6 protein-coding genes are annotated in these 14,166 nt (G+C 70.2%); 5 read left to right on the top strand and 1 reads right to left on the bottom strand.

Going from position 1 to position 14,166, the window contains the following annotated elements:
• Positions 1 to 181: 181 nt before the first annotated feature.
• On the top strand, positions 182 to 775 hold the full coding sequence (locus ACKY0X_RS21450) for a hypothetical protein (protein ID WP_409427624.1): 594 nt from the start codon (positions 182 to 184) through the stop codon (positions 773 to 775).
• A 1-nt stretch (position 776) separates the two neighbouring features.
• Here ACKY0X_RS21450 and ACKY0X_RS21445 read toward each other — a convergent pair whose 3' ends face one another.
• Positions 777 to 1,187, bottom strand: coding sequence for a GtrA family protein (locus tag ACKY0X_RS21445; RefSeq protein WP_409427623.1), 411 nt, complete (start codon positions 1,185 to 1,187; stop codon positions 777 to 779).
• 460 nt (positions 1,188 to 1,647) lie between these two features.
• On the opposite strand from ACKY0X_RS21445, the gene ACKY0X_RS21440 reads away from it, so the two are divergent.
• The 4 genes from ACKY0X_RS21440 to ACKY0X_RS21425 all read left to right on the top strand — a co-directional run bounded on the left by ACKY0X_RS21440 (position 1,648) and on the right by ACKY0X_RS21425 (position 13,996).
• Positions 1,648 to 4,146, top strand: coding sequence for a PE family protein (locus tag ACKY0X_RS21440; RefSeq protein ID WP_409427622.1), 2,499 nt, complete (start codon positions 1,648 to 1,650; stop codon positions 4,144 to 4,146).
• A 318-nt stretch (positions 4,147 to 4,464) separates the two neighbouring features.
• Positions 4,465 to 5,124, top strand: coding sequence for a hypothetical protein (locus ACKY0X_RS21435; protein WP_409427621.1), 660 nt, complete (start codon positions 4,465 to 4,467; stop codon positions 5,122 to 5,124).
• A gap of 1,068 nt (positions 5,125 to 6,192) precedes the next feature.
• The gene (locus tag ACKY0X_RS21430; RefSeq protein WP_409429732.1) at positions 6,193 to 8,868 is read left to right on the top strand and encodes a PE family protein; all 2,676 of its coding nucleotides are present in this window, start codon (positions 6,193 to 6,195) and stop codon (positions 8,866 to 8,868) included.
• Positions 8,869 to 9,478: 610 nt separating this feature from the next.
• Entirely contained in the window at positions 9,479 to 13,996 is a 4,518-nt protein-coding gene (locus ACKY0X_RS21425; protein WP_409427620.1) for a PE family protein, read from the top strand.
• Positions 13,997 to 14,166 lie beyond the last annotated feature (170 nt).

The raw sequence follows: 14,166 nt of genomic DNA, 5'->3' as shown, positions 1-14,166 counted from the left end.
TGGAGCCCGGTAATTAGTGCATCAAATCGGGATTAGCCCAGATGGGACGGCTGCCGGGGTCGCCACGACATCTATGGGGCAGCACGGTCCGTCTGCTAGAGCCGGTGTTGACTAAGCGAAGGATGCCATTAGTGTGATCGCCAAGTTAGTAGCGGTTATCTTTCGCTGGGTGGGGGTTGGCATGTCCGGTCGGTCGGGCCGTTCCAATGGGCGTCGCGCCCAGCGGATCGTCGGCGCTGGTAGTGCGGTCGGCACGTTCCCGGCGTTCGCCTTGACCCGGTTGGATCTCGAGCCGACCGCACAGGCGGATGTGATCGATAAGTTCTTCGGCGATCTCAACGCACGCGGCTGCACCGGCAGCGTCACGTTCGACACCCTGGGGGGTTCCACCGAGGCGCTCTTGGGCGCGATCCGCGGGATGCGGCAGACCGCCGTCGTTGGGCGCGACTGCTTTGCTGTCGACGCGGACCCGTCGATGCTCTACCAGGCGGACGAGTCCCTGCCGGCCTGGCGGGTCACCCCGGATCAGATCGCCGAACCGGGCAACGCCGCGTGGCTGGACCCGATCAATGATTTTGCGACCCTGCTGAGAGAGCGTGACTTGATCGGCAATGGTCTCGACGGGCTGGCGGATGGCCGCGGCGAATTGATGGGCCTGACTGGTTCGGTCGGCCAGCAAGACCTCGGGGGCGTCGGAGGGAACGGTGGTGCCGGTGGCGAGGGGACCACCGGCACCACCGGCGCTGATGCCGGCCCTGCGGTCGCCCTGGCCTGAGTTAGCGCGCCCGGAAGATCAGCGTCCGCTGTACGACGAAATTGATCACGGTCGCCGTGCCCTGCGCCGCCACGAACGCCACCGGCAGCGCCCACCGCTGGTAATCGAGTAGCTGCAGGCATAGATGGTTGATTCCCACCTGCACGCCGAACGTCAGCGCGTAGAGCGCCATGACCGCGACGAACCGCCCGGCATGGGATGAGGACTGGAAGGTCCATCGCCGGTTGATCAGATAGGCGGTGGTGGTGCCGGCAACGAAGCTGATCGCCTTGGCTATGTCGACCGGAACGCCTGCCCCCAGGTACAGCAGCAGATACAGCCCGAAATCCACGACCGCCGACAGTGCCCCGGTGACAAGGAATCGCCATACCTGCGTCGACAACTGCAGGGGGCGCGGTGTTATCTCGGCCACCCGCGAATCCTAATCAGCAACTGCGCCCGACAGCCGGCCACGGCCGCAACGGTGACGACAGCGACTCGCGTCTCGCAGGACGCTCAACGGGCCGCCAGACCGCTCTAGTGAACCAAGGTGCACAAGCTTGACCTGCGGAAACATGACAGAAAACCTACGCGTTTCACAGTTTTCCGCTCAGCATGAGCATATTGCGATTTGCTGTGATCCGTTTCATATTTAGACACGTGTCCAACTAAACCCGTGGCAACTTCGGTAAACAAACTGTTCACGGGCATTTCAACTACCTGCCAGGTTCTTGATGTCGGCTCGGTTGCCTGAGTTGCTGCCCCTCTGTTACCTTAACGGCGGCTTAGCAATTTACGACCCTGTCAGCCGCCAATAGCTAATCCTCACCTGAAGGGAAAACATGTCGAACCGATCTGCCGCCAAGAGTAGGACTCGTCGCCTCAGTCGCGCCGTGGGCGCCACCAGTGCCGCAGGCGCATTCCTTGCGTTCGGCTTGACGCCGGTCACGGCGGCGCCTGCCAGCGCTGATTTCGAGGACTTCTTCGGCGACCTGTTCAGCTGGATCGAGCCGTCGGCTGCCGACACCTCCGGGTTTGACTGGTTGGGCTTCAGCGCGTTTGACGGTGACCTGGCCGGCGCAGCGGCCGCGAGCCCGCTCGATGGCCTCAACACGCTGGTGGCCAACACCCTCAACACGCTGATCTACCAGCCGATCTACGGCATCAACCAGTTCCTGATCAACGACCTGGGCCTGCGTATCGACGGTGTCTTCGACAACGGCGACAACGCCTACGTGGGCTTCAACGAGGACGGCGACCTGGTCTACAACGCCGCCTCCGCGGGTGGCTTCCTGTTCGGCGACGGCGGCAGCGGTGCGTTCCTCAACGCTGACGGTGAAGTGCTCGGCGCCAACGGCGAGGTCCTGCTCGACGAGAACGACAACGTTGTCACGCTCGCGGGCATCGAGAACGGCACCTACTCGTTCGCTTCGAACGACTTCAACCTCAACGGCGGCAACGCCGGCTTGATCGGCAACGGTGGCGACGGCGGCAACTTCTTCGGCCTCGGTGGCGACGGCGGTGCCGGTGGCTTCCTGATGGGCAACGGTGGCGCTGGTGGTACCGGCGGCATCGGTGACATCGGTGCGGTCGGCTTCGCCGGTGGCGTCGGTGGTGACGGTGGCTTCCTGATCGGCAACGGTGGCGCTGGTGGTACCGGTGGCATCGGTGGTACCGGCGCTGCCGGTGGCATCGGTCAGGCCGGTGGCGTTGCGGGCAACGGCGGCGCGGGCGGCAACGGTGGTGTGGCCGGCCTGTTCGGTAACTCCGGTGCCGGTGGCACCGGTGGTGTCGGCGGCGTCGGTGGCGCCGGCGGTGCGGGCGCTGCTGGTGCGGACACCGAGGACGGCAACGGTGGCAACGCCGGTGTCGGTGGTGTCGGCGGTAACGGTGGTGTCGGCGGTAACGGTGGCGCCGGCGGCTTCTTCGGTGTGCACACCCCCGGTGCTGCGGGCAACGGTGGTGCGGCCGGCGCCGGTGGTATCGGCGGTAACGGTGGCGACGGTGTGACCGGTGCGAACGGCAGCTTCGCCGACGAAGGCTCCGGCGACGGCTTCAACGGCGGCAACGGCGGCAACGGTGCCCTCGGTGGCGCTGGCGGCGTCGGCGGCGCAGCCGGGACTGGCTCCGTCGCGGGTGTGGCTGGTGCCAACGGTGACGGTGGCCTCGGTGGTAACGGCGGTCGCGGTGGCGACGGCGGTGTCGGTGCAGACGGCCTCGCGGTGAACGGCGCCGGGGCGAACGGTATGGCCGGCGGCAACGGCGGCAACGCCGGTAACGGTGGTGCTGCGGCTGCCGGTGGTGCCGCTGGTGGCGAAGGCGCCAACAACGGTGCGGCCGGTGTCGATGGCGACGGTGGTAACGGTGGTAACGGTGGTAACGCCTCCGCCGCGACCAACGGTGCCGACGGACAGGACACCGTCGACGCCCCCGCCATCCCCGGCCAGAACGGTGGCGTCGGTGCTGAGGGTGGACACGGCGGTGCCGGCGGCAACGGCGGCGGAACCGCCGGCAACGGTGGCAACGGCGGTGTCGGCGGTGCCGGCTCCAACGGTGGCAACGGCGGCAACGGCTCGGTCAACCAGCACTCGTCTCACGACGAGGTCCACGGGTTCTACGGAACGCCCGGTGACGGCGGTGCCGGCGGTGCCGGCGGCAACGGTGGTGCGGCCGGTCAGGGCGCGGCCAACGGCACCGATGGCCACATCGGCGACGGCGGCAAGGGCGGTAACGGCGGTTCCGGCGGCGACATCGCGAACGTGACCGTGGGCACGGCCATCGAGGGTCCGGCCGGTTCCGGCACCTTCGGTCCGCAGGGCGCGGCCGGTACCGGTGGCGCGGGTGGTGCCGGCGGCTTCGGTGCCAACGGCGGTGCCGGTGGTAACGGTGGCAACGGCGGCAGCGACCCCTACGCGGGCGGTAGCAACGGTGGTGCTGGTGGCGCCGGTGGCGCCGGCGGCGCTGGCCTGGCCAACACCGATGGCACCGGCGGTATCGGTGGCGACGGTGGTGCCGGCGGTAACGGCGGCGACGGCAGCACTATCCGTTGGGGCGACCCGAGCCAGGAGACCCAGTCCAACGACAACTCCTCGGGCCCGATCGACGGCATCCAGGGTGGCGCCGGTGGCGACGGTGGCGCTGGTGGCTCCGGCGACGTCCACGGTGGCAACGGCGGCAACGGCGGCAACGGCGGCAACGCCGTGGTCCCGGAGCTGGGTGACCCGGAGAACCCGAACGGTGGCGCCGGCACGACCCCGGGTGCCGACGCCCAGGGCGGTGCCGCAGGCGCCGGTGGCGCCGCTGGCGCAGGACCGGACGCCGAGAGCAACGGAACCGCCGGCCAGCCCGGTACCCCCGGTACCGCTCCGCAGCCGCCGGTCATCGAGGGTTAATCCCGGTAGTTCGGACAACGCAAAAGAAACACCCCGCACAATCGTGCGGGGTGTTTCTTTTGATGCATGGGGACCGCCGTGCCGGATTAAAAGTGCGGCCACCGCGCATGCGTTGCGTGTGCGCGAATCCCGCGCGGCGACACTAGCCGCGATACCGGCTAAATACCTTGTCGCAGTTGCCGTTTGAGCCCGGTGGACGTGACTGGTCGCCCGGATGAGCAACGCCGCAAATCACTGCCCACGGGTCGCAAACGATTTCATCTCAGTGTTCAGTTTTGGGTTCGAAAATTCCGTTGCACTGCAATACACTCAGTCCCTATGTGGACTGCGTCGAACGGATATTCTCGGGCCATCGCCAGCGTTGCGACCGCTGGTGTGGTCGCGTTTACGGCCGGCGGCGTCACGCCCATCCCTGCCGCGGCGTCCCCCGTGGCTCTCCCGCCAGCCGCCGTCTTCACCCCGGTCGAGTTGACGGCGCTGTCCTCCGACTCCAGCCTCATGGACATCATCGGCACTTTGACCGGATTGAACTGGATCATCCCGATTCTGGACGACCCGGGAACCCCGTGGTTCCCAGTGGTAATCGGCCTCGAGGCGCTCGGCGAGTTGTTCTTCGTCATCCCGCTGACGCTGCTGGTCGGTGCGCCTCTGCTGGTGCTCACCGAGGGCTGGCAGGGTGTCGAGGACACCATCACCTTGCTGGGCACGGCCGGCGACGCCCTAAAGGACCTGTTCGACAACATGGTGGAGTGGTACGAGACCCGTAACTGGCTTACCGGTGAATTGCTCGACCCCAGCTCCAGCGAGGCCGGCATCTTCGGCCTGGCCGATGTCTTCCACCCGGGCGGCATCGATGAGGTTGTCGCCCCGGGGAGCCTCGACGATGCGTTCACCGTGGGCGCTGTCGACGCCGGGCTGACCCCGGACGGATTCGATGCGGTGCTCACCGACTTGGGCCTGGCTGACCTGATCGCCTGACCCGCGGGGCGCTGGGCTCGAGCCTCGCTGAACCGCGGGCTCCTCGCGCGGTCCGAGCTTCGGCTCTCCTCCGTCGAGCTTCGCGCTGAGCGGCTACCCGCAACGCTGCGCGGATGCGTGCGAGGCGAACATCTAGATGGAGGCTAGGGCAGCCTGAGGCTTTGCCAGCCCAGGCTTATTGGTAAGACTCAGTCATCCTAGGTAACGCACAGTTCTTAGCCCAGGGCCGGGTGTAAAGCGAGTCGTAAAAACTCCCCATATACGAACCGATGTCTTCTGGATAAGACTCATTTCTACGCATATCTCCAGGTTGCCCGCGCTGCATGGCCCTTGACGCGGCGTATCGGCGGAATTGATTACCACCCTGTGGCGCCTCTGTTAACTTATCGCACGCTAAGCATTTTGCGTGTTCCGTCACCAGCTCATCTCGCCTTAGGGGAAGTCATGTCGCACCGCTCGGTCGCTAAAAGCAGGAAGAGTCGCCTTGGTCGCACCGTGGGCGCCACCAGCGCGGTGGGTGCGTTCCTCGCGTTCGGCATGACACCGCTGACCGCGGCGCCGGCCAGTGCCGACGGCTTCTTCGACGATCTGTTCAGCTGGATCGACCCGTCCCCCGCCGACACCTCGGCGTTCGACTGGTTGGACCTCGGGGCGTGGTTTGGCGGTGACCTGGCCGGCTCGGCGGCCGCCGTCGACCCGCTGCAGGGTCTTAACGAACTGGTCGCCACCACGATGAATACGGTGATCTACCAACCGCTGCACAGCATCGGTCAGTCGTTGATCAGCAGCGGTCTGCAGATCGATGGCGTCTTCGACAACGGCACCAACGCCTACGTCAGCCTCGACAGTGACGGCGGTCTGGTCTTCCACGCTGCGACCGGTGGTGGCTTCCTCTTCGGTGACGGTGGTAGCGGCACGTTCGTCAACGCCGACGGTGAGCTGCTCGGCGCCGGTGGCGCCGTCCTGCAGAACGCCAATGGCGACGACATCACCTGGGCCGACGTCGAAAACGGCACGTACCAGTTCATTCCGGGTTCGACTGTCAGCCTCGACGGCGCCAACGCCGGCATGCTCGGCGACGGCGGCGACGGTGGCAGCGGCCTGCTGCTCGGCCTGGCAGGCGGCGACGGTGGCGCCGGCGGTACCTGGATGGGCAACGGCGGCGACGGCGGCGCGGGCGCCTTCGGAGTCAACGGCGTCGCTGCAGGCGGCACGGACGGCCTGGCGGGTGGTGCCGGTGGCGCGGCCGGCTTCCTGTTCGGAAACGGCGGCAACGGTGGCGTCGGCGGCAACGGCGGAAACGGCGCGGCCGGCACGAACGGAAATGCGGGCACGACGGGTCTGAGTCCCAAGGGCGGCAGCGGCGCCACCGGCTTCGACGGAGGCAACGGCACCGACGGCACCAACGGCTTTGCCGGTGGCAACGGTGCCGCCGGCGGTAACGGTGGTGCGTCCGGCCTGTTCGGAAACTCCGGGGCCGGCGGTAATGGCGGTGTTGGTGGCGCCGGGGGAGTCGGCGGCAATGGCGGTAACGGCGGTGCCGGCGGCGACGGCGACCTGAACAACGGCCCCGTCATCGGCATTCAGGCCGTCGCCAGCGACCCGGGCGGCGACGGTGGCACGGGCGGAAACGGTGGTAACGCCGGCGCCGGTGGGGCCGGCGGCGTGGGCGGCGCCGGCGGTAACGGTGGTGGCGGTGGGTTCTTCGGCATCCACACCTCTGGGGCCGCGGGTAACGGCGGTGCCGGTGGTGCTGGCGGCGGTTCCGGGCAAGCCGGCAACGGTGGCAACGGTGGCGCGGGTGGTGCCGGTGGCGATCGAGCGTTCGAGTTTGCCCGTGCCGCTGACGATGACGTGACCGTCGGCGGCGGGCGAGGCGGCGACGGCGGCCAGGGCGGCAACCTGGGCGCGGTTGGTCTAGGTGGCAAGGGTGGCGCAGCCGGGGTGAGCCCGGGAACCATCTTCAGTGGACCGCACGGCACCGCGGGCGAGGACGGCGCCGACGGCACGCTGCCCACCGCAACCGGCAACGGCGGTAACGGTGGCGCTGGTGGCGCCGGGATCGGCGCCACGGGTGTGGCCGGCGGTGACGGCGGTAACGGTGGCGCCGGCGGCGACCACGGCAATGGCGGCAACGGCGGCGTGGGTGGTAATGGCGGCCAGGGCGCGGCCGGGTACGACAGCTACGACGTGACCACACCCGGCGGCACCGGCGCCGTCGGCGGCAACGGCGGTGCGGGCGGGCTCGGCGGTGCCGGCGGTTCGATTGCCGGCGACGGCGGCAACGGTGGTGCCGGCGGTGTGGGCGGCACGGGCGGCACCGGTGGCCGGGGCGCAGATTCGGAGACCCAGGGTGTGGCCGGCGGCAGGGGCGGCAACGCCGGCGACGGAGGCACGGGCGGCAGCGGCGGCAACGGTGGTGCGGCGGTCAACGGCAACGGCGGAAACGGCGGCAACCAGGGCCGCGGCGGTGACGGTGGCGTCGGCGGTAGGGGCGGCCACGGTGCCGACGGTGGGACCAGCAACGGCGGCGATGGTGGTACGGGTGGTAAGGGCGGCCAAGGCGGCGCTCTGGCCGGGGTGGGAGGCAAGGGTGGCGGTGGCGGCACCGACGGCACCTATGGCTTGATCGGAAACCTCGGTAACGGTGGCTCCGGTGGCGCGGGCGGTGACGGCGGCAACGCGGCCGCCAATGGCGGTTTCTATGCCGCGAACGGCGGCAACGGCGGCAACGGCGGAACCGGGGGCACCGGCTACGCGGCCGGCACCGGCGGCAAGGGCGGCACCGGCGGCGTAGGCATCACCGGCGGCACCGGTGGTAACGGCGGTACCGGTGGCGCGCTGACCGCGCAGGCCGACGGCGGCACGGGCACCGGCGGTAATGGTGGCACCGGTGGAACCGGTGGCCAAGGCTCGGCTCACGGTGGTATCGGCGGCCAGGGTGGTGCGGGCGCCGCCGCGACCGGCAACGACACCGTCGGCGGTAACGGTGGCACCGGCGGCGCGGGTGGCGACACCACTGGTGTCGGCAACATCGGTGACGGCTCGCTGACCGGTGGCAACGGCGGCGCAGGCGGTGTCGGTGGTAGCTCCGAGAACGGCAGGGCCGGTGTCGGCGGTACCGGCGGCAACGGTGGTTCCGGTGCACCGGCCGGCAACGACGCCGAGAACCCGGTGTTGACCACCGGCGGCACGGGCGGCGCCGGGGGTGCGGGTGGTGCGACTGTCGGCGGCCTCGCTGGCCGCGGCGGTGCCGGCGGTGCGGGCGGCGCGGGTAGCTTCACCGGCGGCCGGGGCGGCGTCGGCGGTAGCGGCGGCGGTGTGATCGACGGCGGTACCGGCAGCGCCGGAGCCGGTGGCTATGGTGGCGCGGGCGCCAACGGTGGCGGTATCGGCGGCAACGGCGCGACCGGTGGCGCCGGCGGCAACGGCGGCAGCGGTGCGGCTGCCAGCGGCAAGACCTCCGGGCTCGGCGGCGGTGGCGGCGGCGGTGGCGGCGGCGGCATCTTCAACCAGCTCAACGGCGGCACCGTGACCACCAGCACCGCGGTCGGCGGCAAGGGCGGGGACGGTGGTGCAGGCAGTCTGACCGGTACCGGCGGCAACGGGGGCAACGGCGGCTCTGCTTCCATCACCGCCAACGGATTCGGCATCAACAATGCTCATGTCACTGGCGGCAACGGCAGCAACGGTCAGGCCAACGGCGTGAACGGTGCCAACGGCGAAGACAAGCACATCCCCTAGGGAGTCATGATTCCGCGCAGCTGCGACGACTGCGGCCCGGTCGAAAGTCCGGGCCGCAGTCGTTTTTTCGGTGCCGCCTGAACCTACGAAGCGCTGGGTTCCGTACGCGTAGGTCGCGCCCAACGGACACCTGAGTCGCCCATGGCTACCGCAGTGCCTGGTTCTCAGGCTCGTGGATCGCCCGGTGTTGCCGGCGCAGCTACCACCCGATCCTGGCGCGCGGGCCTTCGAATTGCCCGTTAGCCCGTGGTCGGAACGGTGCTGCTTGCAAACAAGCACCCTTATCGCGACTTTGCTAGCAACGCAGGCAAAACGCCGGCCGTCCGTTTCCGGTGGACCAGAAAATGGACATAACACTCCTTATTGTCGCACCAAAGTCCTCTCGATAAGACTTCTTTCTACGCAAAGTGCCTGGTCACAGGGTTGCAGGCGGAGCGTGCACGACTTCTATTTGCCGCAATTGGTTGCCGAATTTAAAAAAGGTCTGTTACCTTAACGCCGGATAAGCAATTTACGTCCCTGTCAACAGTCAAGAGCTAATCTGCCCCGGGGAGATCTCATGTCACACCGCTCCGCTACCAAGACTGCAACTAGCCGAGTTCGCCGCGCCGTGGGCGCCACCAGCGCTGTGGGTGCGTTCCTGGCCTTCGGCATGACGCCACTCACGGCCGCGCCGGCCAGCGCTGACGGGCTCGACGGCCTGTTCGATGACTTGTTCAGCTGGATCGAGCCGCCCGCGGCTGACACGTCGGGGCTTGAATGGCTTGGATTCGACGCGTTTGGCGGCGACCTGGCCGGCACGGCGGCGGGCACCGACCCGCTGCAGGCCCTCAACGAGCTGGTGGCCAACTCGATCAACATGATCATCTACCAGCCGCTGTATGACATCGGTCAGTTCCTGATCGGCAGCGGCCTGCACCTCGACGGCATCTTCGCCAACGGTGCCAACGCCTACGTGGACTTCAACGCGGACGGCGACCTGGTTTACCACGCGGCGAGTGCCGGTGGATTCCTGTTCGGTGACGGCGGCAGCGGGTCGATCGTCGATGCCGACGGCGACGTACTCGCCGCGAACGGCAGCGTCTTGCTCGACGCTGATGGCAACGAGGTCACGCTGGCCGACATTGAGAACGGCACCTACAACTTCGCTGCCGGCTCGACGTTCACCCTCGACGGCGGCAACGCCGGCATGCTCGGAAACGGTGGTGACGGAGGCAGCGGCATCGGGCTCGGCCTGGTGGGCGGCAGCGGCGGGGCCGGCGGCTCCCTTATGGGCAACGGCGGCGACGGGGGCGCGGGTGCCTTCGGCATCGACGGCATCGGCGCGGCCGGCACGGACGGCTTAGTGGGTGGCATCGGCGGCGCCGGTGGGTTCTTCTTCGGTAACGGCGGCAACGGTGGCACCGGCGGAAACGGCGGAAACGGTGCGGCTGGGACCAACGGATCCGTGGGTGCGGACGGTCTGAGCCCGGTGGGCGGTACCGGAGCTGACGGAGTCGACGGCGGCAACGGCGGCGACGGTGGCGATGGGTTTGCCGGTGGTAACGGGGCCGTCGGCGGTAACGGTGGGGCCGCTGGCCTGTTCGGTAACTCCGGTGCAGGCGGCAACGGTGGCATCGGCGGCAACGGCGGTGTCGGTGGTAATGGTGGGAACGGTGGCTCCGGTGGCAACGGCGATGTGAACAACGGGCCCGAGGTCGTGCCCGCCGCGCTCGTTCCCGCCAGTGACCCGGGTGGTAAGGGCGGCGCGGGCGGAAGCGGCGGTAACGCCGGCTCCGGCGGCGCCGCTGGCGCCGGTGGTGCAGGCGGCAATGGCGGCGGCGGCGGCTTCTTCGGCGTGCACCCCTCGGGTGCAGCGGGCAATGGTGGCGCCGGTGGCGTTGGCGGTGGCTCGGGCCTTGCCGGCAACGGTGGCGCCGGCGGAAACGGTGGCGCCGGTGGTGGTAGCGCTCCGGAATTCGCAACTGAGGCGGTCGGCGACGAGGTTGTCGGCGGCGGTGCCGGTGGCGCCGGTGGTGCCGGCGGCAACCTCGGTGAGGTGGGCGCCGGCGGTGCGGGCGGCGCGGCCGGTGTCAGCGCTGGTCCCTTCGGCGGCGCGCCCGGCACCGCGGGTGCGGCCGGCGCCGACGGAGCGCTGCCGGACACGGTGTCGGGCAACGGCGGTGACGGCGGTGCCGGTGGCGCCGGAATCGGTGGCACGGGCGTGTCCGGCGGTACCGGCGGCGCCGGTGGTAACGGTGGCAGCCATGGCAACGGCGGTAACGGCGGGGCCGGCGGCAACGGCGACCAGGGCGCGGCCGGTTTCGACAGTCAAGACCCGGCCACGGCCGGCGGTGACGGCGCCGTCGGCGGCAACGGTGGCGCCGGTGGTGTCGGCGGGAACGGCGGATCGGTCTCGGGCAACGGCGGTAACGGTGGTGCCGGTGGTGTCGGCGGCACGGGCGGCACCGGCGGTCGCGGCGCGGATTCGAACGACACGGCTGTGGCAGCAGGCGCCGGTGGCAACGCCGGCAATGGCGGCAACGGTGGTGTCGGCGGCAACGGTGGTTCGGCGACCAACGGCAACGGCGGCAACGGCGGCAACAGCGGCAAGGGTGGCAACGGCGGCGTCGGCGGTGAAGGCGGCAGCGGAGCCAACGGCTCGAGCGTGTCCCCGTCGCCGGCCCCCACCCCGCCCAATGGCGGCGAGGCGGGCGCCGGCGGCAACGGCGGCAACGGCGGAGCGGCGGGCGCGACGGCCGGAACCGGTGGCCAGGGCGGCGGCGACGGCCACACCGACGGCACCGCCGGCAGCATCGGCCAGATCGGCAACGGCGGTGACGGCGGGGCCGGCGGCGTCGGCGGCAACGCGCCCACCGACATCAACACCGGTGACTTCATCGGCAACGGTCTGAGCCCGGCCCACGAGGACGCCACCGGCGTCGGCGGCTCCGGCGGCAGCGGCGGGAACGGCGGCACCGGCTACCAGGCCGGCAACGGTGGTTCCGGCGGCACCGGTGGCCAGGGTGTCTACGGCGGCACCGGTGGTAAAGGTGGTACCGGCGGTGCGGTGACCAGCACCGCCGATGGTGGCAACAACACCGGCGGCAACGGTGGTGTTGGCGGTGCCGGTGGCGAAGGTTCCGGTCATGGCGGCTATGGCGGCGACGGCGGGGCGGGTGCCAACGCGACCGGTGACCAAACCGCCGGCAACGGCGGCAACGGTGGCAATGGCGGCAACACCACCGGCCAAGGCAACATCGGTCAGAACGGGACGCTGGCCGGCGGTCACGGTGGCAACGGCGGCGCCGGTGGCACCTCCGAGGACGGCCAGGCCGGCAATGGTGGCAGCGGTGGCAATGGGGGCACCGGCGCACCGGTCGTCGGTGCTCTACCGGACGTGGGCTTGAGCACCGGCGGCTCCGGCGGCACCGGCGGTGACGGTGGCGCCGCCAGCGGTGCCGGCCACGGCGGCAACGGCGGCTCCGGCGGCAACGGCAACACCGGCAGCTTCGACGGTGGACACGGCGGTGCCGGCGGGAACGGCGGCACCTCCGGCACCGGCACCGCCGGTAACGGCGGCGCCGGTGGCGCGGGCGCCAGCGGCGTCGGGATCGGCGACGGCGCGACCGGCGGAAACGGCGGCAGCGGCGGTGCCGGCGGGGTCGCCGACGGCCAGACCGCGGGTCAAGGCGGTGGCGGCGGTGGCGGCGGCGGTGGCGCCATCGTCGGCGAAAGCAACGGCGGCACCGTTACCGACAGCACCGCGAGCGGCGGAAACGGCGGCAACGGCGCGGCGGGCAGCACCACCGGCGTCGGCGGCAACGGTGGAAACGGCGGCTCCGGTGTGATCGTGGCCGATGGTGAGGGCAGCACCATCGATGGAGCCCACATCTCTGGCGGTGACGGAACCGACGGCGGCGCAGGCGGTGTCAACGGTCAAGACGGCGCGGACAACTCACTGATCAACAATGGCGGTGGCGCGGTCAGCAACGTCACGGTGGCCAGCGGCCAGAATGTCGGCGACCACGTCGGCGGCGGCGCCACGGTGACCGTCGGCAACGGCGGCAGCATCTCCGACAGCACCGTCACCGGCGGTGACGCCAGCGCAACCGCCGACGGGGGTGCGGCCAGCCTGACCGCGACCGGAGCCGGCAGCGCCATCACCAACAGTCACGCGACCGGCGGCAATGCCGGTGTGGGCAGCGACGGCGGCGCCGGCGGTGCGGGAGGTGCGGCGAGCATCGTCGCGACCGACGGCGCGATCATCGACCAGACCACCGTCACCGGCGGCGCCGGTGGCACGGCACTGAACGGTGGCACCGGCGGTAGCGGCGGTGAGGCGGTTGCCTCGGCGACGGGTGCATACAGCACCATCACCGGCACCGCCACCGGCGGCAGCGGTGGCACCGGGGACAACGGCACCGGCGGTGACGGTGGGGCGGGCTACCTGGTCGTCGACAACGCCGGGGGCGGCATCGGCGGCGGCAACGACGCGATCGCACAGGGCGGCAACGGCGGTACCGGTACCGACGGTGGTGTCGGGGGCAACGGCGCCTGGGGTGAGCTGGAGTCCGGTGAGCTCGGGCAGGGCAGTGCTGCGGGCGGCAGCTCCTATGGCACTTCCACCGGCGGTGACGGCGGTAACGCCACCGGCGAGGGAAGTCACGGCGGTAACGGCGGCAGTGCGGACATCCAGAGCTCGAAGGTGACCAACGGCGGCACGCTGGGTGGTCCGGGCGGAACGGCCAGCGGCATCGCGACCGGCGGCAACGGCGGGGACGCCACCACCGACGAGGCCGGCAACGGTGGCACCGGCGGTGACGGTGGCAAGGCCAGCATCGCCACCGGCGGTGACCCGGGCAACGTCGCGAACGGTGTGGCAACCGGCGGCAAGGGCGGTGACGGCCTCGACGGCGGTACCGGCGGCAAGGCCGGGTCGAGCCGGCTCGACGCCTTCGGCAACGACGGCGGCGGGGGCACTCCATCCACGGCCACCAACGGCACCGCCACCGGCGGCAACGGCGGCAGTGGCACCGGCTCCGGTGCCACCGGGGGCAACGGCACCGACGGCAACATCGTCAACCAGGGCGGTACGCAGTCGGACGGCCAGACCGCAACCGGCAACAACGGGGCGAACAACCCGTAGCCCCAGACAAGAAGGGCCCCGGCTCTGGCCGCCTCTGGCGGCACAGGGCCGGGGCTTTTCTGTTTACTGCGGTGGATCCTGTGCAACATCTGGCCACCCACATGGCCCTGGGGCGGTACACAAGTGACGGTTGTGACCCGCTCTGGCCAATCTCAGCCAACCCGGCCGGC

The sequence above is a fragment of the Mycobacterium sp. SMC-11 genome (assembly GCF_046250095.1).
Classification (GTDB): Bacteria; Actinomycetota; Actinomycetes; order Mycobacteriales; family Mycobacteriaceae; genus Mycobacterium; species Mycobacterium heraklionense_A.
This window is presented reverse-complemented; position numbering and strand designations above follow the sequence as displayed.

Coding starts and splice junctions, on each gene's coding strand:
- ACKY0X_RS21430 (WP_409429732.1), top strand. CDS start 6,193: ATGCTCGGCGACGGCGGCGACGGTGGCAGCGGCCTGCTGCTCGGCCTG.
- ACKY0X_RS21435 (WP_409427621.1), top strand. CDS start 4,465: ATGTGGACTGCGTCGAACGGATATTCTCGGGCCATCGCCAGCGTTGCG.
- ACKY0X_RS21450 (WP_409427624.1), top strand. CDS start 182: ATGTCCGGTCGGTCGGGCCGTTCCAATGGGCGTCGCGCCCAGCGGATC.